At 73.0% G+C, this 17,700-nt stretch carries 14 protein-coding genes; 6 read left to right on the plus strand and 8 right to left on the minus strand.

Annotated elements, in window-relative coordinates; translation table 11 throughout:
* Positions 1-795: 795 nt before the first annotated feature.
* The gene (locus AB0G01_RS21090) at positions 796-1,017 is read right to left on the minus strand and encodes an RNA-binding S4 domain-containing protein (RefSeq protein ID WP_360947931.1); all 222 of its coding nucleotides are present in this window, start codon (positions 1,015-1,017) and stop codon (positions 796-798) included.
* Positions 1,018-1,312: 295 nt separating this feature from the next.
* Here AB0G01_RS21090 and AB0G01_RS21095 point away from each other — a divergent pair, with 295 nt between their 5' ends.
* A complete protein-coding gene (locus tag AB0G01_RS21095) occupies positions 1,313-1,915 on the plus strand; it encodes a DUF742 domain-containing protein (RefSeq protein ID WP_360947933.1) in 603 nt (200 codons plus the stop codon).
* A gap of 46 nt (positions 1,916-1,961) precedes the next feature.
* On the opposite strand, the gene mug is transcribed toward AB0G01_RS21095, so the two are convergent.
* From mug to AB0G01_RS21110, 3 genes are all read right to left on the minus strand, one after another.
* A complete protein-coding gene (mug, locus tag AB0G01_RS21100; RefSeq protein ID WP_360947935.1) occupies positions 1,962-2,480 on the minus strand; it encodes a G/U mismatch-specific DNA glycosylase in 519 nt (172 codons plus the stop codon).
* Positions 2,477-4,156 (minus strand): 5'-nucleotidase C-terminal domain-containing protein, encoded by a 1,680-nt coding sequence (locus AB0G01_RS21105; protein WP_360947937.1) that lies wholly within the window; start codon positions 4,154-4,156, stop codon positions 2,477-2,479. Before AB0G01_RS21105 ends, mug begins: the two co-directional genes overlap by 4 nt.
* Positions 4,157-4,354: 198 nt before the next feature.
* Entirely contained in the window at positions 4,355-4,903 is a 549-nt protein-coding gene (locus tag AB0G01_RS21110; protein WP_360947939.1) for a hypothetical protein, read from the minus strand.
* A gap of 241 nt (positions 4,904-5,144) precedes the next feature.
* On the opposite strand from AB0G01_RS21110, the gene AB0G01_RS21115 reads away from it, so the two are divergent.
* From AB0G01_RS21115 to AB0G01_RS21130, 4 genes are all read left to right on the plus strand, one after another.
* Complete coding sequence (locus AB0G01_RS21115) at positions 5,145-5,873, plus strand: response regulator transcription factor (protein ID WP_360947941.1); 729 nt, start codon at positions 5,145-5,147, stop codon at positions 5,871-5,873.
* Positions 5,851-7,290, plus strand: coding sequence for a HAMP domain-containing sensor histidine kinase (locus tag AB0G01_RS21120; RefSeq protein ID WP_360947943.1), 1,440 nt, complete (start codon positions 5,851-5,853; stop codon positions 7,288-7,290). Before AB0G01_RS21115 ends, AB0G01_RS21120 begins: the two co-directional genes overlap by 23 nt.
* Before the next feature lie 65 nt (positions 7,291-7,355).
* A complete protein-coding gene (locus tag AB0G01_RS21125; protein WP_360947945.1) occupies positions 7,356-9,122 on the plus strand; it encodes a glycosyltransferase family 39 protein in 1,767 nt (588 codons plus the stop codon).
* Positions 9,123-9,304: 182 nt separating this feature from the next.
* Positions 9,305-11,116: a glycosyltransferase family 39 protein gene (locus AB0G01_RS21130; protein WP_360947947.1), complete on the plus strand. Its 1,812-nt coding sequence runs from the start codon at positions 9,305-9,307 to the stop codon at positions 11,114-11,116.
* Positions 11,117-11,161: 45 nt separating this feature from the next.
* Here AB0G01_RS21130 and AB0G01_RS21135 read toward each other — a convergent pair whose 3' ends face one another.
* The 3 genes from AB0G01_RS21135 to aspS form a co-directional block, all read right to left on the minus strand.
* A complete protein-coding gene (locus AB0G01_RS21135) occupies positions 11,162-12,361 on the minus strand; it encodes a hypothetical protein (RefSeq protein WP_360947949.1) in 1,200 nt (399 codons plus the stop codon).
* A gap of 159 nt (positions 12,362-12,520) precedes the next feature.
* Positions 12,521-13,462 carry a DUF389 domain-containing protein gene (locus AB0G01_RS21140; protein ID WP_360947951.1) on the minus strand — a complete coding sequence of 314 codons (942 nt, stop codon included), beginning with the start codon at positions 13,460-13,462 and terminating at the stop codon, positions 12,521-12,523.
* A gap of 148 nt (positions 13,463-13,610) precedes the next feature.
* Complete coding sequence (gene aspS / locus AB0G01_RS21145) at positions 13,611-15,431, minus strand: aspartate--tRNA ligase (protein ID WP_360947953.1); 1,821 nt, start codon at positions 15,429-15,431, stop codon at positions 13,611-13,613.
* A 140-nt stretch (positions 15,432-15,571) separates the two neighbouring features.
* On the opposite strand from aspS, the gene AB0G01_RS21150 reads away from it, so the two are divergent.
* Positions 15,572-16,243: a peptidylprolyl isomerase gene (locus AB0G01_RS21150; RefSeq protein WP_360947955.1), complete on the plus strand. Its 672-nt coding sequence runs from the start codon at positions 15,572-15,574 to the stop codon at positions 16,241-16,243.
* A 59-nt stretch (positions 16,244-16,302) separates the two neighbouring features.
* On the opposite strand, the gene AB0G01_RS21155 is transcribed toward AB0G01_RS21150, so the two are convergent.
* A complete protein-coding gene (locus tag AB0G01_RS21155) occupies positions 16,303-17,490 on the minus strand; it encodes a S8 family peptidase (RefSeq protein WP_360947957.1) in 1,188 nt (395 codons plus the stop codon).
* Positions 17,491-17,700: the final 210 nt, after the last annotated feature.

Genomic DNA, 17,700 nt, shown 5'->3' on the forward strand with positions numbered 1-17,700 from the left:
CTCGCCTGCACAAACCGTCATTCGTCGAGCCAGGGCGGCGCGTTACACACACAGTGAACAGCTTCCTCGAACGTGATTCGCCACGCTCCCCGACCGTGCACACACGAGGACGGCCGCGTGACGTGCGGTTACCGAAGAAGTGTGCCAAAAAAGCCCAGGAAGTGGTGGGCGAAGGCCGTCCACAGTGGCCGGTGCTCCCCGCCACGCACGAGCGGCGACATCCATCGATCCTGGGAGCCCGTCCGTTACACCGCGCTTCCGACCGGGGTCGGAACAGGCCCCGGCAGGTCCGAAAAGGGCCGAAAGACCCTGAGGGCCGGCGGTGCGGGTGGCACCCCGTTGTCACCCATTCACAGACCGGAAGCGACTATTCGGCGCAACGGTCCGGGCACTTCCCGTCACCACCGGACGAAATGGGCGGGCCCGACCGCCGGATCGGGAGTGACTCATTTCACGTCGCCCGCGGAATGGTCCCGCGCGGGGTGGCGGCGGCGGTCGGCGCACCGGCGGGTGCGCTCCACGGCGCAGGATCCGGCGCACCCGGCCGCACCCGCGTTCGTCGCGCGGCGTCCGACCGGCGTGAGCGGCTTCACGTAGAGCCTGCCGGCGTGCTGAGGGGCGTGCCGTGGTGGATGTCCGCCTTGGATCGTGCGGAGTCCGCCGATTTCGCGTCGGCCCGGTGCCGGGCAGCGCCGGGCTCGCGAGGTGCCGAGACTTCGGGATCGGTTCGGGGTCGGCGGGGTCGGGAGGCCGCGAGTCGATTCCAGGGGTGCCCGGAGCCGGGGCGGGGTGGCCCTAGCCGGTGGCGACCAGCCGGGTCTTCTCCTCGCCGACCGCGATCACGTCGCCGTCGTGCAACTGCGCGCCCCGGCGGGACTCGACCCGGCCGTTGACGGTCACGTCGCCCTCCTCCACGAGCTCGCGCGCGTGCGCGCCGTTCTCCGCCAGGCCGGCCAGCTTGAGGAACTGACCCAGCCGGATCATGTCGTCGGAGATCTCCACCTCGCGGATGCGCATGACGTCATCATCCCGCAGCATCATCCCGCAGCGCGGCCGGTGCCGGGTGATCGGCTCGACAGGTGCCCGTTCGGGGGGCTCCGCGCGTCGCCGAAGTCGTGCGGATCGGGTCGGTGGCCTGCTCGGACGCCCTCGGGCCGGCCGATCGCGGGCGGCGATCCGGGTGGCGGTGGCGATCACGGCGCGCGAAGCTGGGTGCGATCCGGGTGCGACCCGGGTCCGCGCGTCGCGGCGGCGTCCGGACGGGAGTCCGGAGGACCTGCCGGACGCGGGTGATCTGCGGGATGCTGGGCGGGTGTGGGACGTGGAGCGCGGGTTGGAAGCGGAGCTCGGGACGGCGACCGGGCGCTGGGTGGAGGCCGAGCGCGAGGCGGGAGCCGGGCGCTGGGTCGAGGCCGGGCGTGCGGGGGGTGCCGGGAGCTGGGTCGACGCCGGCCGCTGGAGCGGTGCGGCGGGCCGGGAGGACGCCGAGGCGCTGGTGGAGGAGACGGCCCCGTTCAGCGGGCAGTTCGAGGACGAGTGGGTCCCGGGCCGCGCGCCGGAGGTCGAGAAGGAGTGGAACGGTTCCCTGGTGCGGCCCTACGCGTGGACGGGTGGGCGGACCTCGTCCGACTACGACCTGAGGTTGGAGACCCTCGTGTCGTTGGAGACGAACGGGGTCGCGATCGCCATGCGGGACACCGGGCCGGAGCAGCGCTCCATCGTGGAGCTGTGCGCCTCCCCGCGCTCGGTGGCCGAGGTGTCCGCGCTGCTGGCGCTGCCGCTGGGGGTCGTGCGGGTGCTGCTCGGCGACCTGATCACGATGGGGGTCGTGGGCATGCACGACAACGCCACCGCCGCGAGCGGGCCGGACCAGGTACTGCTGGAGCGGGTGCTGGTGGGGCTGCGCAACCTGTAACCGCAGGTCGCGGCGCTGCCGCGCGAGGCCGTGGGGTGCTGCCGGGTCACCGGCGGTCCGGCCGGGTCTCGGCGACCGCCAGGCGCAGCTCGCGGAACACGTCGGCCAGGTCGGCCAGTCGGTAGTGCGCGTTGAGCCCGCTCGGGTTGGGCAGCAGCCACAGCCTGGCCGGGCCGATCGGCTCCGGTTGCGGGCCCACCTTCGCGGTCCGCCTGCCGAACGCCGTGCGGTAGGCGGTGATCCCGACGACCGCGACGAACCTCGGGCGCTGGGCCTCGACCAGTGCGGTGAGGACGGCCGCGCCCTCCCTGAGCTCGGCGGCGGACAGCTCCTCGGCCTTCGCGGAGGGGCGGGCCACCAGGTTCGTGATGCCCAGGCCGTGAGCCGGCAGTTCGTCCTGTTCGCCCGGGGCGAGCCTGCGCGGGGTGAAACCGGACTGGTGCAGGGCGGGCCAGAAGCGGTTCCCGGGACGGGCGAAGTGGTGCCCCGTCGCCTCCGACAGCAGGCCCGGGTTGATGCCGCAGAACAGGACGTCGAGGTCCGGTGCGATCACGTCGGGGATCATCGGAGGACCACCGGGGTCCCGTGGACCACGAGTCGCCAACTGGGGATCTCGAACACCGCCGGGTCCACGCCGCCCGCCGCCCCCACCCAGTCGATCAGCAGGCGGCGGATCTCCTCGTGCCGGTGGTGCAGGACGGGAGCGGTCGAGATGTGGGGGAAGTTCCCGCCGCCGGACTGGCGGTAGTCGTTCACGGCCACGGCGAAGCGGTCCTCCGGTCGGATCGGGGTGCCGGCGTGGTGCAGGTTCGTGATGCGGTCGCCCGGCGGCCTGGCCAGGTCGATGTCGTAGGTCAGCGGGTCGGTGTGACCGGTCGCCACGTCGTAGAGGTAGTCGGGCAGGTCGTCGGCGTTGGTCAGCTCGTCGGGGTGGTGGGGGCCGGCGGTCGTGTGGTGCCGGAAGTACCGCGCGGACCGCTCCAGGTAGTCCTTGAGCTGCGCGCCGGTCAGCTCCACGCCCACGAGGGTGTTCTCGAACGGGTAGAGGGCGGCGACGTCGCGCACCGACACCTCGCCGGCGGGGATGGTGGCGTTCCTGGTGAACGGGCAGGCCAGGGAGAGGACGGGGATGCGCCCGCCGAGCGCGGCGCGGAGGGTGGCCGCTTGGACGTGGTTGACGAAGTCCAGGGCGGCGGTGCGCTCGTAGCGGGCGGTGCGGACCGACATCTCCGCGCGGCAGGTGCCGATCCGGGAGTTCGCGTAGGTCACCACGCGGTCGTGGGCCTCGCGCAGGAGGCTCGTGATGGCGGGGTCCTCCGGGACGGTGGTGGTGCTGCGGACGTGGGAGCGGGAGTCGGTGACGTGCCAGCCGTCGCCGGTGTCCACCAGGTCGAACTCCAGGACGCTGAGCCGCTTGCCCCAGTAGAGCGGTTCGGTCAGCAGCACCTTCCGCCCGGTCACCCGGTTGGTGACGTACCGCTGCGCGATCTCCACGTGCGCGTGGCCCACCAGGACGGCGTCGATGCCCGGCACCTCCTCTGCCACCAGGGCGGCGCAGTTCTCCGGGAACGGGAGCAGGTCCCCCACGGACGACGACAGGTCCGCGCCCGAGTGCGCGGCGACGATCACCAGGTCGCACCTCGCGCGCAGCGGCGGGACGTGGGTCCGCGCCCCCTCCACCAGCCCCGGGAACGTCAGCCGACCCGCGACGTGGGTCTTGTCCCAGACCGCGACGCCCGGGTTGGTCAGGCCGAGGATGCCGACCCGCAGCGGTGCCGAACCGGTGTGGACGGTGACCGTGGTGTGGGCGCGGAAGGCCTGCTCCCCCGCGACCGTCAACGCGTTCGCCGCCAGCAGGGGGAAGTCCAGTTGCCGCTCGAACGCGCGTAAGTGGGGGATGCCGTAGTTGAACTCGTGGTTGCCGACGGCGGCGGCGGTGTAGCCCATGGCGTTCATCGCCACGGCCATGGGGTGCGGGCGCTCGGGCTCGATCGCCGCGTAGTAGTGGCCGAGCGGGGTGCCCTGGATGGTGTCGCCGGCGTCGATCAGGAGGGTGCTGTGCGGCGGGCGTGAGCGGCGCAGTTCGCGGACGAGGGTGGCGATCTTGGCCAGGCCGACGTCGTCGTGCTCCGGGTCGTCGTACTCGCGGTCGGCGTAGTAGTCCCAGTTGAAGACGTGGGCGTGCAGGTCGGTGGTGCCCAGCACGGTGAGGGTGAAGTGCGCGCCGGGCCCCTGGGTCATGACTCGACCCTATTCGGAAGGCGCTCCGGGGTGTCTTCGGTGGGCGGGGCGCTCTCGGCGGGCACCGGGTCGCCGCCGGGCGGTCGGGTGTGGGCGGACGCCGTGGGAGTTGCCGTGAGCAGGGCGGACGTGACCGGGAACGCCGAGAGCGCCGATCGCTTCAGGCCGGACAGCGGTGCCCGGACGGTCGTACCGGGTTCAGCGGGTGGGCGGCTGCCCCGGCTCGTCGCCCTCCCCGTCGGGGGCACCCGGGTCGTCCTGGCCGCCGGGCGGCTGCGGCCGGTCACCGCGCCGGACGCGGTCGCCCTCCGTGATGCCGGTGGCGGTGCCCTCGGTGGCGACCAGCAGGACGGTGTCGCCCTTGGCCAGGCCGGCGGTGCCCTTGGTGCCGTTGACGGTGGTGTTCTCGTCGATCTTGTAGGTCCGGGTGTGGCCGTCGGTGCTCTTGACGGTGATGGAGGAGTCGTCGAGCTCGGTGACCTCGCCGTTCTGGAACTCGCCGTGCGCGGTGTCGCCGAACGGTCCGCCCGTGATCATCATGCCGGGACCGCCGCCGCGCGGGCCGCCCGTGCCCGACTGGGCCGCCTCGGAGTTGCTCGCGGCGTAGATGACGCCGCCGCCGGCGGCGGCGATGCCCACGGCGATGGCCGCCGCGACCACGGTCTTCCGACCGGACCAGCGGGGGCCGGGAGCGGCCTGCGGTGGTGGTTGTCCACCCCAGGTCGGGTGCTCGGTTTCGGTAGTCATGCGACCACCGTGGCCGGGGATTCTGTGCGTGGGCTGTGCGGTCGTTGGGGGGTGGCTGTGCGTGTGCGGACCGGATGGTTCGAAAGGGGACGGTCGCCGCCGGGCAGAACACGACGCGGGGTTTGTAGGGGGTGGGTGCGGGGTTTTAAGGGGTGCGTTGCGCGTTGCTGCCGGAGGTGTTCACAGGTGGTACACAGGGGTCGCACAGGGTGGGCTCACGGCCCGTTGTGACGATGGGGGTATGCGCGCGGTGACTGCTCCTGAGCTTCGGCGGGCCGACGGGAGTCCGGTTCGGGTTCTCGTGGTCGACGACGAGTCCACTCTGGCCGAGTTGATGTCCATGGCCCTGCGGATGGAGAAGTGGGAGGTTCGCACCGCCCTGGACGGGACTTCGGCGGTTCGGGTGGCCCGGGAGTTCCGGCCCGACGTCGTGGTGCTGGACGTGATGCTGCCGGACTTCGACGGGCTCGAAGTGCTGCGGCGGCTGCGGGCCGAGTCGCCCGCGTTGCCCGTGTTGTTCCTGACCGCCAAGGACGCGGTCGAGGACCGCATCGCGGGGTTGACCGCCGGGGGCGACGACTACGTCACCAAGCCGTTCAGCCTCGAAGAGGTCGTCCTGCGGTTGCGGGGGCTGCTGCGGCGGACCGGGGTTTCCGAGGCCGGCGCGGGAACCGGGTTGGTGGTGGGCGACCTCGTGCTGGACGAGGAGACCCGCGAGGTGCGGCGGGGCGGGGTGTCGGTCGAGCTGACGGCCACCGAGTTCGAGTTGCTGCGGTTCCTGATGCGCAACCCCAAGCGGGTGCTGAGCAAGGCGCAGATCCTGGACCGGGTGTGGAGCTACGACTTCGGCGGCCAGGCGAACATCGTCGAGCTCTACATCTCCTACCTGCGCAAGAAGATCGACGTCGGGCGCGCGCCGATGATCCACACGATGCGGGGCGCGGGCTATGTCCTCAAGCCCGCACCGTAAGCGCTGGCCGCTGCGGACGCGGCTGATCGTCGAGCAGGTCGTGCTGATCGCGATCGTGTGCGCGGGCATCGGGATCGTCACCGTGTTCGCGTTGCGGGACTTCCAGGTCAACCAGCTCGACCAGCGGCTGCGCGAGGCGTCCGGCCGGGTCGAGCGGGGTGGGCCGCCCATTCCCGGGATGATCCCGGAGAACCCCCTCGACCGGCCCGGGTTCTCCACGGGGACGCTGGTCGTGGTCTTCCGGCCGTCGGGCGTCGACGGGACGCAGATCAAGCCCGGCAAGGACGCGCCGGTCGACCTGCCGACCGACGAGGTGCGGGCGCTCGCCTCGGTGCCGGCGGACGCCGACGCCCACACCGTCGGCCTGGGCCCGGAGCTCGGCGACTACCGGGTGGTGGCGGTGCGCGGGCGCGACGGCAGCGTGGTGGTCACCGGGCTGCCGATGTCCGACGTGGACGTCGTCGTGCTGCGGATGGGGTTCATCGTCGGCGCGGTGGCGCTGGCCGGGCTGGTGGCGGTGTCGCTGGCCGGGGCGCTGATCATCCGCAAGACGTTGCGGCCGTTGGAGAGGGTCGCCGCCACGGCCGGGCGGGTCGCGGAACTGCCCCTGCACCGGGGGGAGGTGGCGCTGGCCGAACGGGTGTCCGCCGGGGACGCCGATCCCGACACCGAGGTGGGGCAGGTCGGGCTGGCGCTGAACGCGATGCTGGACCACGTGGGCGAGGCGTTGTCGGCCCGCCACGCCAGCGAGACCAGGGTTCGGCAGTTCGTCGCCGACGCGAGCCACGAGCTGCGCACGCCGTTGGCCGCCATTCGCGGGTACGCGGAGTTGACCCGGCGCGGCTCGGCCGAGGTCCCCCCGGAGATCGGGCACGCGATGCGGCGGGTGGAGTCCGAGGCGGTGCGGATGACGTCGCTGGTGGAAGACCTGCTGCTGCTGGCCCGGTTGGACGCGGGACGTCCGCTCCGGCGGGACGCGGTGGACCTGTCCCGGGTCGTGGTGGACGGCGTGAGCGACGCGCGGATCGCGGGCCCGGACCACGACTGGCGGTTGGAGCTGCCGCCGGAGCCGGTGACGCTGCCCGGGGACGCGCACAAGTTGCAGCAGGTGCTGGTGAACCTGCTGTCGAACGCGCGGGTCCACACCCCGGCCGGGACGACCGTGACCACGTCGCTCCGACAGGAGGGCGGGGACGTGGTGCTGACCGTCGCGGACGACGGGCCGGGCATCCCGGTGGAGCTCCAGGGCGAGGTGTTCGAACGCTTCTCCCGAGGGGACACCTCGCGGTCCCGTGCCGCCGGCAGCACGGGGTTGGGGCTGTCGATCGTGTCGGCCGTGGTGGCCGCGCACGAGGGGGACGTGTCGGTGGACAGCCGGCCCGGCCGCACCCGGTTCGTGGTGCGCCTGCCCGGCTGAGTCGCACAGGCCGCTCACAGGGAAGGCACAACGACCGCCCAGGCGCGGGCACCACCCTGTGCTCCATGCGAGCGCGACTACCCCTGGTGCTGCTGCCGGCCGGAACGGCCGTCCTCTACCTCTGGCACCTGGGCGACTCCGGGTGGGCCAACGCGTACTACTCCGCCGCCGCCCAGGCGGGTGCGCGGAGCTGGTCGGCCTGGTTCTACGGGGCCACCGATCCCGCCGGTGCGATCACCGTCGACAAGACACCGGCCTCGGTGTGGGTGATGGGGCTGTCCGCCCGGCTCTTCGGCGTCGACCCCTGGAGCATCCTCGTTCCCCAGGCCCTGATGGGCGTGGGCAGCGTGTGGCTGCTGTTCGCGACCGTCCGACGGGTCGCGGGGCAGGCGGCCGGGTTGATCGCGGGCGCGGTGTTGGCGCTGACCCCGGTGGCGGTGTTGATGTTCCGGTTCAACAACCCGGACGCGTTGTTGGTGCTGCTGCTGATCGCGGGGGCCTACTGCACGGTCCGGGCCGTCGAGAAGGCGTCGTGGACGTGGTTGGCGCTGGCCGGTGCGGCGATCGGGTTCGCGTTCCTGGCGAAGATGCTCCAGGCGTTCCTGGTGCTGCCCGCGTTCGGCCTGGTCTACCTGGTGGCCGCGCCGACGCCGCTGCGCCGGAAGGTGCTCCACCTGGCGGGTGCGCTGGCGGCGGTGGTGGTCGCCGGTGGGTGGTGGGTGCTGGCGGTCGAGCTCGTCCCCGGTGACGCGCGGCCCTACATCGGGGGCTCGCAGGGTGACAGCGTCCTGGAAATCACGTTGGGCTACAACGGTTTCGGCCGGTTGACCGGTGACGAGGTCGGCAGCGTGGGCGGCGGTCGCGGGTGGGGGTCCACCGGGTGGAGCCGGTTGCTGGGCAGCGAGATGGGCAGCCAGATCGCCTGGTTGTTGCCCACCGCCGTGGTGCTGCTCGTCGCCGGGCTGTGGGCCGGTGGCCGGCGGGAGCGGATCGGGTTGGGGTTGTGGGGTGGGTGGCTGGTCGTCACCGCCGGGGTCTTCAGCTCCATGAGCGGGATCATCCACGCCTACTACACCGTGGCGCTCGCGCCGGCGATCGGGGCGGTCGTCGGGATCGGCTCCGTCGTGCTCTGGCGTCGGCGGGCGGAACCCGGTGCGGCGGCGGCGCTCTCGGGGGCCTTGGCGGTGACCGCGTTGCAGTGCTCCCTGTTGCTGGCGGGGTGGTCGACGGGGTTGGCCGTGACCGTGCTGGTGCTGGGGTTGACGGCGGCGGTCGGGGTGTTCCTCTCGGCGGTCGCGCCGGCGGCGGTCGTGGTCCCGGTCGCCGTCGTGGCGGCCTTGGCGGGGCCCGGCGCGTTCTCGGTGGCGACGGCGTCCACCCCGCACTCCGGTGCGATTCCCAGTGCCGGCCCGGAGAACGGGGTGCGCGGCGGGGCGGTGTTCCCGCTGGGCGGTGGTCGCGGTGGCGGGCTGTTGAGCGCCCCCGCGCCGGGAGCCGCGATGGTGGCGTTGCTGCGGGGCGACAGCGGGGAGTACCGGTGGGCGGCTGCGGCGGTGGGGTCCAACAACGCGGCCGGGTACCAGTTGGGCAGCGGGGTGCCGGTGATGGCCGTCGGCGGGTTCAACGGCACCGATCCCGCGCCCACGCTGGAGGAGTTCCGGGAACTGGTCCGCGACGGGCAGGTCCACTACTTCGTCGGCGGGGCGGGGATGCCCGCCGAGACCGGTTCCGACGCCTCCGCGCGGATCGCGGAGTGGGTGGCCGACACCTTCGTCGCGGTGACGGTGGACGGGACCGCCACCTACGACCTCACCGCGGCGGCACGGCGATGACACCCCCGGTGCCCGGTCGGCGCGGTCCGCACGGCGGCCGACCGGTGCTCCACGTGCGGGGTGCGCGGCGGCCACGGGACCGGACCGGCCGCCGTCGCGGGCGTGAACCCGCTCACCACCGTCCTGCGGTTCCCGTTGCCGCACAACCGGAATTCCCGACACCGTCCCCTGGAGCCCACGTCATGACCGCCACTCTCGCGACACCCGCGCCGGTGTCGACCACGCCGGCACCGCAGCGCTCCCGGACCACGCCGGCGCTGGTCGTCCTGCTGGTCGGCACGGCGGCGCTGTACCTGTGGAACCTCACCGATTCCGGCTGGGGCAACGCCTACTACGCCGCCGCCACCCAGGCCGGGGCGCAGAGCTGGACGGCGTGGCTGTTCGGCGGGTTGGACGCGGGCGGGGCCATCACCGTGGACAAGCCGCCCGCCGCGCTGTGGGTGAGCGGGCTGTTCGCCCGGGTCTTCGGGTTCTCGTCCTGGGCGGTCCTCGCGCCGCAGGCGGTGGAGGGCGTGCTGGCGGTGTGGCTGCTCCACGCCACGGTGAAGCGCACGTCCGGACCGGTGGCCGGGCTGCTGGCGGGGGCCGCGCTCGCGGTGACCCCGGTGGCGGTGCTGATGTTCCGGTTCAACCTGCCGGACGCGCTGCTGGTGCTGCTGCTGGTGGCGGGCGCGTATTGCACGGTCCGGGCGCTGGAGAACGCGTCCTGGAAGTGGTTGGCGCTCGCCGGTGTCGCGATCGGGTTCGCGTTCCTGACCAAGATGGGGCAGGCGTTCCTGGTCCTGCCCGCGTTCGCGGTGGCCTACCTGGTGGCCGCGCCCACCTCGCCCGGCAGGCGCTTGCTGCACCTGGTCGGCGCGGGCGTCGCGGTGGTCGTGTCGGCCGGCTGGTTCATCGCGCTGGTCGAGCTCTGGCCGGCCGCGTCGCGCCCCTACGTCGGCGGTTCCACGAACGACTCGCTGTGGCAGTTGGCGATCGGCTACAACGGGCTCGGCCGGATCTTCGGCGGCGGGCGGGGCGGCGGCGGCGGCACGGGCACGGTCCTGGGCGCGGGCAACGGGAACGTCGGCTTCGGCGGCGGCACCGGCCCCGACCGGCTGTTCGGCGCGAGCATGGGCGCGGAGATCTCGTGGCTGCTGCCCACCGCGATCATCGGCCTGGTGGCCGGGCTGTGGTTCACGCGCCGCGCGCCGCGCACCGACCGCACGCGGGCCGCGTTGCTGCTGTGGGGTTCGTGGGTGCTGGTGAACGGCGTGGTGTTCAGCTTCATGAGCGGCATCACGCACCCGTACTACACGGTGGCCGTCGCACCGGGCGTGGCCGCGATCGCGGCCATCGCGGGTCGGGAGATGTGGCGGGGCCGGGCGCACCTGCCGGTGCGCACGGCGCTCGCCGTGGTGGTCGCGGCGGCCGGGTTCTGGGGTTTCGCGCTGCTGGCCCGCTTCTCCGACTGGGCACCGGCCCTGGGCTGGGTGGTGCTCGCGCTGACGCTCGTGGTCACCACGGCGATCGTGATGGGCGTGCGGCGGATCGCGGCGCTCGCGGTCGGCGCGGTGCTGCTCCCGTCGACGGCGTTCGGCGTCGCGACGGCGGCGACCACGCACTCCGGCTCCATCCCGATGTCGGGCCCGGCCGGGCACTCCGACGGGATGGGCGGCGGCATGGGCGAGGCGAGCACCTCCGCCGAGCTCGCGGACCTGCTCAGGGCCACCACCGGCACGTGGGCGGCGGCGACGACCGGCGCGCAGGGCGCGGCGAGCCTCTCCCTGGCCTCCGGCCGGGCGGTCATCGGCATCGGCGGCTGGAGCGGCGGCGACCCCGCGCCGACGTTGGAGGAGTTCCAGCAGTACGTGCGGGACGGTCGGGTCGGCTACTACGTGTCCGGCGGGCGGGCCGTGGGCGGCCCCGGCGGCGACACCGGGATCGGTGACTGGGTGGCCGAGAACTTCACGGCCACGACCATCGGCGACTGGACGGTCTACGAGCTCGGCTAGGACACCGGTGCGCCTCGCCGGGGCGGTGGCCGCCGGCCCGGCGCGCTACCGGAACGCCGGGTACAGCGGCAGCTCGGTGACGTCCTCGCCGTACCGGGACACCAGCGCCGCGATCACCGCCTCGGCGTGCACGACGACCGGCTTGACGCCCTGGGCCAGCGCGTCCGCGCGCAACCGCACCCAGCGCGACGCGAGCACGGTGCTGCGCGGCGGCGAGTCCAGCGGGCGGTGCCCGGACGGCAGCGCCGAGTCCAGTCCCGGCAGGCCGCGCCACGTGGCCAGCCACACCCACAGGAGCTGGGACTCCAGCAGCCGGGGCAGGAGCACCGCGTCGTCGTCCAGGTCCGGCCACACCGAGCCGACCTCGGCCCGCCACGCGGCCACCATCGCCTCGGACATCCCGGCGGGCAGCCCGTAGCCGCACCAGCACGACGGGAACGGCACCCGCAGGCACGCGGCGTCGAACACGATGTCGCGCACGCAGCCGCCCTCGAAGTCGAGGAACCGCACGCCCCGGCTGGTCACCAGGTGGTTGTCCGGGCAGGACGTGGACGGGCTGAACGCGCGCCGCCGGGAGGTGGCGAACCCGCGCACGGCCCGCTCCGCGAACTCCACCGCGGCGGGCGGCGTGTCGACCCCCCACGATTCGGCGAGCAGCTTCGGCAACCCGGCCAGCGCGGCGTGCACGTCGACCGCGACCGGGTCCGCGCAGCACTGGCTGCCCTGGCGGCGCATCAGCGCGTCGAAGTCCGCGTCGCGGCCGGCCGTGGTGGCGTGCAGCCGCCCCATCGCGTGCGCCCACGACAGCAGGCCGCGTTCGGCGGCGCGCGCGTCGGGGCCGAGCAGCTTCTCGGCCAGCCGGGGGGCCTTGCCGAGGTCTTCGAGCACGACCAGCCGCTTGCCGTTGTCCTGGGCGACGAGCTCCGGGGTCAACCGGTCCTCGCCGGGCAGCGCGGTCAGCAGCTTGTGCGAGACGACCTCGTGCGCGAACGGGTCCCGGTCGGCCACCGCCGACGGGTAGCGCTTGACCACGAGCGTCCGGGGCAGCGAGAACGGGGTCGACGCCACCCGCACCCGCACGACCACGGACCGGCCGGCTCCGCCGAGCCGTTCGGGGTCGGCCAGTCGCACCGGTGCGCCGAAGCGCCCGCTCAGCACCGATTCGGCAGCGGCCATCGCCGCGTGCAGGTCCGAGTGGTCGGCGTCGTCGATGTCCGCCGGGTCGGCGGTGATCTCCACGCTCATCCCCTCCGACCCTACCCCGGTGGTCACCGACCTGACAGAACCCGTCCGGGCACCGTGACGGTAGTGCTCAGGTGCGCGGTCGGACCACCACTTGTCGATACTGCAACCAAGTCTGCACAGTGGCATCCGCGTCCCAACTGGCGGGAAAGAGCGGGGTGCTCAGCCGTGCGAGAGCGGTCGTCGCAGGTCACGGGTGTGACCTCGGCGGTGGCGCAGCGCGAGCACCACTCCGGCGGCCACCACGATCCCGACCAGGTTCACCCCCAGTTGGAGCACCGACAACCCGCAGATGGACCACTCCCCCAGCACCGCCGCGACCGCCGCGAACCCGGCGGCGGGCACGGTGGTGACCGAGATGAACACCCCGACCAGCGCCGCCGACTTCGCCGAGGTCATGGACAGCATCCCGGCCGCGCCCGCCAGCAGCGCCACGATCAGCGAGAAGGGGCCGACCCGGAACACGAAGTCGGCCTCGTGCGCGCCGAGCACCATGCTCCGGTCGAACAAGCCGGTGTAGGAGCCGACGACCGCGCACGCGAACGTGACCAGCATCGCCGCCGGGAACCCGACGGCCAGCGCCAGCGCGGCCCGGCGCACCAGGTCCCGGCGGCGCAGCACGATCCCCACCGCGATCGCCGCCAACGGCCCGAACTCGGGTCCGACGACCATCGCACCGACGAGGGTGACCGGCGAGTTGGTCACCACCCCCACCGCCGCCAGCAGGCACGCGATGGTGAGGAACGCCAGGAACGTGACGTTGAGCCGCGACTCCTCGCCGGTGCGGGAGAGCAGCTCCTCCCAGACCACGGCGTCCGCGCCCTCGCCCGGCGCGGCCTCCTCGGCCCGGTCGGCGGCGTCGGACAGGGAGGTGTCGATCTGCTCCAGCGTCACACCGCCGGTGCGGTCGACGCCCAGCCCGCACAGCGCCGAGAGGACCTCGTCGGTGGCCTCGCGGGCGAGGTCGGCCTCGACCACGTCACCGGCGGGCTCGATGGCGGCACCGGGGAACGACAGGACGTGCGTGACGCCGGGGTGCTCCTTGAGCACGGCCAGCACGGCGTCCGTCGCGTCGACGGGGCACACGGCCCGCAGGTGCAACATGCCCACTACTGTGCCCGACCCGCCGTGGCCGTGCTCACGTCCACCCACCGAACGCACGTCGGCCGCTCCCGGGCTGTGCGCCTGGGAGCGGCCGACGGGTGCTTCGGGGGTGCCGCGCGGGAGCTACGGGGGTGCGCGGGGGGGGGTGCTACGCCTTCGCGCCCGGGGACTTGGCCTCTTGGGGCTTCGCGTCCGGGGACTTGGGCTCCTGGGGCTTGGCGTCCACCCCGGCCTCCTTGCGCTGCTGCGCCGAGATCGGCGCGGGCGCGGAGGTCAGCGGGTCGAAACCGCCACCGGACTTCGGGAACGCGATGACCTCGCGGATCGAGTCCGCGCCGGCCAGCAGCATGGCGATCCGGTCCCAGCCGAACGCGATGCCGCCGTGCGGCGGTGCGCCGTACTTGAAGGCGTCGAGCAGGAAGCCGAACTGCTCCTGGGCCTGCTCCGGCCCGATGCCCATGATCTCGAAGACCTTCTGCTGCACGTCGGCCCGGTGGATTCGGATCGACCCGCCGCCGATCTCGTTGCCGTTGCAGACGATGTCGTAGGCGACGGCCAGCGCGTTGCCGGGGTCGGTCTCGAACTTGTCGATCCACTCGCTGTTGGGCGAGGTGAACGCGTGGTGTAGCGCCGTCCACTGGCCGGTGCCCAGCGCGATGTCGTCGCCGATCTTGTCCACGGCCTCGAACATGGGCGCGTCCACGACCCACACGAACGACCAGGAGCCCTCGTCGACCAACCCGGTCCGGTGCGCGATCTCCACCCGCGCCGCGCCGAGCAGCGCACGCGCGCCGTCCGGCTCGCCCGCGCCGAAGAACACGCAGTCGCCGGGCTTCGCGCCGACGGCCTCGGCCAGGCCGGCGCGCTCCTGCTCGGAGAGGTTCTTGGCGACCGGGCCGCCCAGCGTGCCGTCCTCGGCGACCAGCACGTACGCCAGACCGCGCGCGCCGCGCTGCTTGGCCCAGTCCTGCCACGCGTCGAGCGTGCGGCGGGGCTGGTCCGCGCCGCCGGGCATGACGACCGCGCCCACGTACGGGGCCTGGAAGACGCGGAACGGCGTCTCGCGGAAGTACTCGGTGAGCTCGGTCAGCTCCAGGCCGAACCGCAGGTCGGGCTTGTCGGTGCCGTACTTGGCCAGTGCCTCGGCGTAGGTCATCCGCCGGATCGGCCGGTCGATCTCGTAGCCCGCGAGCCCGCGCCAGAGACCGCCCAGGATCTTCTCGGCGAGCGCGATGACGTCGTCCTGCTCGACGAAGCTCATCTCGATGTCGAGCTGGGTGAACTCGGGCTGCCGGTCGGCGCGGAAGTCCTCGTCCCGGTAGCAGCGCGCGATCTGGTAGTACCGCTCCAGGCCGCCCACCATGAGCAACTGCTTGAAGAGCTGCGGGGACTGCGGCAGGGCGTACCAGGAGCCGGGGCGCAGCCGCGCGGGCACCACGAAGTCGCGCGCGCCCTCCGGCGTGGACCGGGTCAGCGTGGGGGTCTCGACCTCCACGAAGTCCTCGGCGTGCAGCACCTCGCGCGCGATCCGGTTCGCCTCGCTGCGCAGCCGCAGCGCCTTGGCCGGGCCGGAGCGGCGCAGGTCCAGGTAGCGGTGCCGGAGCCGGGCCTCCTCGCCGACCTCCAGGTGGTCGTCGAGCTGGAACGGCAGCGGCGCGGACTCGTTGAGCACCTCCAGCGAGGAGGCGTAGACCTCGATCGCGCCGGTGGCCAGCTCGGGGTTCTCGCTGCCCTCGGGCCGGCGGGTGACCTCGCCGACGACCTTGACGACGAACTCGGAGCGCAGCCGGTGGGCGCGCTCGGCCATCTCGCCCTCGCGGAACACCACCTGCGCGATCCCGGAGGCGTCCCGGAGGTCGATGAAGATCACGCCACCGTGATCGCGCCTGCGGGCCACCCACCCGGTCAGGGTGACGGACTGCCCGGCGTGCTCGGCGCGGAGCGTCCCGGCCTCGTGCGTGCGCATCACGGGTACTGCACTCCTCAGGTAGCGAAAAGGGGATGGCTGACCACCGCTCGGTCGCCAAGGCTAGCCAACGACCCCCCGGAACCCGCCACCAGGTTTGCTTCGGCCTCCTGCGCGGTCCGGCGGGTGCCTATGATCACGCGGTGGTCAGACCTCTTCTCGCGGGTGCCGTGCTCGTCCTGCTGACCAGCGGGTGCGCGTACACCGTCCACGGCACGCCGGTCGCGGGGCCGCTGCCCCCGGTCCCCACGGTCGGGTGCACCTACGTCGACACGTCCGGGGAGCCGAACACCAAGGCCGTCGAGCCACCGCCGGGCGCGGAGGTCCCGTCCGCCGGGCGGGTCGTGCTGCGGCTGGACACCGCCCTGGGCGAGTTGGAGTTCACCCTGGAGGCGGCTTTCGCGCCGTGCTCCGTGCACAGCTTCCGGCACCTGGCCGAGCAGCGCCTCTACGACGGCAACTCGTGCCACCGGCTGGTGACCTCGGGCATCTGGATCGTCCAGTGCGGTGATCCCACGCCCAGCGGCGTGGGCGGTCCCGGCTACCGCTACGACGACCCGGGTGCCCGGACCGGCGGCTACGGGCGCGGCGTGATCGGCATGGCGAACCGGGCCACGGCGGGCACCAACGGCAGCCAGTTCTTCATCGTCTACAAGGACAGCGAATTCCCGCCGGACTACCCGGTGATCGGCGAGGTCAGCCGGGGGATGGACGTGATCGACCGGGTGGCGGCGGGCGGTGTCGTGCCGGTGGCGGGCGAGTCCGACGGGAAGCCGGTCACCGAGCTGAAGTTCACCGAGGTCGTGGAGAAGTAGCGGGGACGTGCCCGGCCGCCCCCGGCGGGAAGCCGGGGGCGGCTGGGTGGATCAGCGGATCACGCGCCGGGTGCCAGGTACAGCAGGCGGTTCGGCGAGCCCGAACCCGGGCTGGTCACCTTGCCGGCGGTCGACTGGCCGACCAGGTACGACGCGACCTGGGCGGGCGTGGCCGAGCGGTTGTTCTGGAGGTACCGCGCCGCCGCGCCGGCCACGTGCGGCGTGGCCATCGAGGTGCCCGAGATGGTGTTGGTGGCCGAGTCCGAGGTGTTCCAGGACGAGGCGATGCCCGACCCCGGCGCGAAGATGTCGAGCACCGAGCCGTAGTTCGAGTAGCTCGCCCGAGCGTCGTTCCGCTCCGTCGCACCGACCGTGATCGCCTCGGTGACGCGGGCGGGCGAGGTGCTGCCCGCGTTGGTGTTGCTGTTGCCCGCGGCGATCGCGTAGGTGACGCCCGCCCGGATCGACCTGCGCACCGCGTCGTCGATCGTCGTGGACGCGCCGCCGCCGAGGCTGAGGTTCGCCACGGCCGGCTTGACGTGGTTGGCGGTCACCCAGTCGATGCCCGCGACCACACCGGCGGTCGTGCCGCTGCCGGCGTTGTCCAGCACGCGCACGCCGTAGATCGTCGCGCCCTTCGCGACGCCGTACTGGCTGCCCGCGACGGTGCCCGCCACGTGCGTGCCGTGCCCGTGGCCGTCCTGCGCCACGTTGTCCTTGTCCACCGCGTCGTAGCCGTTGCGCGCCTTGCCGCCGAACGTGGAGTGGCTGATCCGCACACCGGTGTCCACGACGTAGACGTTCACGCCCGTGCCGGTCGAGGTGTAGCTGTACTTGGTGTCCAGCGGCAGGTTCTTCTGGTCGATCCGGTCCAGCCCCCACGACGGCGGGTTGTTCTGCGTCGTCCGGATGTGGAAGACCTGGTCCTGCTCGACGTACTCGACGGCCGGGTTGGCCGCCAGCCGCTTCGCCGCCGACTCGGACAGCGACACCGTGAAACCGTTGAGGGAGTTGCTGAACACGCGGTCGACCCGGCCGCCGTACCGCGCGGCCAGGGCGGTCGCGGAGTCCGCCGAACCGTCCTTGAGCTTCACGATGAAGCTGTTGGGCACCTTCTCGGCCGCGTTCGCGGCGCGGATCTCGCCCTCGGCGGCCTGGGCGGGGGACGCCGCCAGGGCGGACGCGGCGGCGGTGATGGCCACCGCGCCGACGCCGGCCAGGAACCGGACCTGTCGTGACTGTCGCATCAAGTTTCCCGTTCTCGAAGCGATGACCTCGTCGTCCACCCACCGGGACGGAACCGCAGGGAGTGGGTGTGACGCTGGGCCACCTAGCCCTCGCTGACAGTCACCAACTCAAGCAGGCCGGGCACACGTGGGCCAAGGGTGAAAGATTGCCGGTTATCACGCAGCGTCAAGAATCTGCGTGACCAGCGCTTTCCCGAATTCCGAACGCCC

This window comes from Actinosynnema sp. NPDC023587 (assembly GCF_040640215.1).
Taxonomy (GTDB): Bacteria; Actinomycetota; Actinomycetes; order Mycobacteriales; family Pseudonocardiaceae; genus Actinosynnema.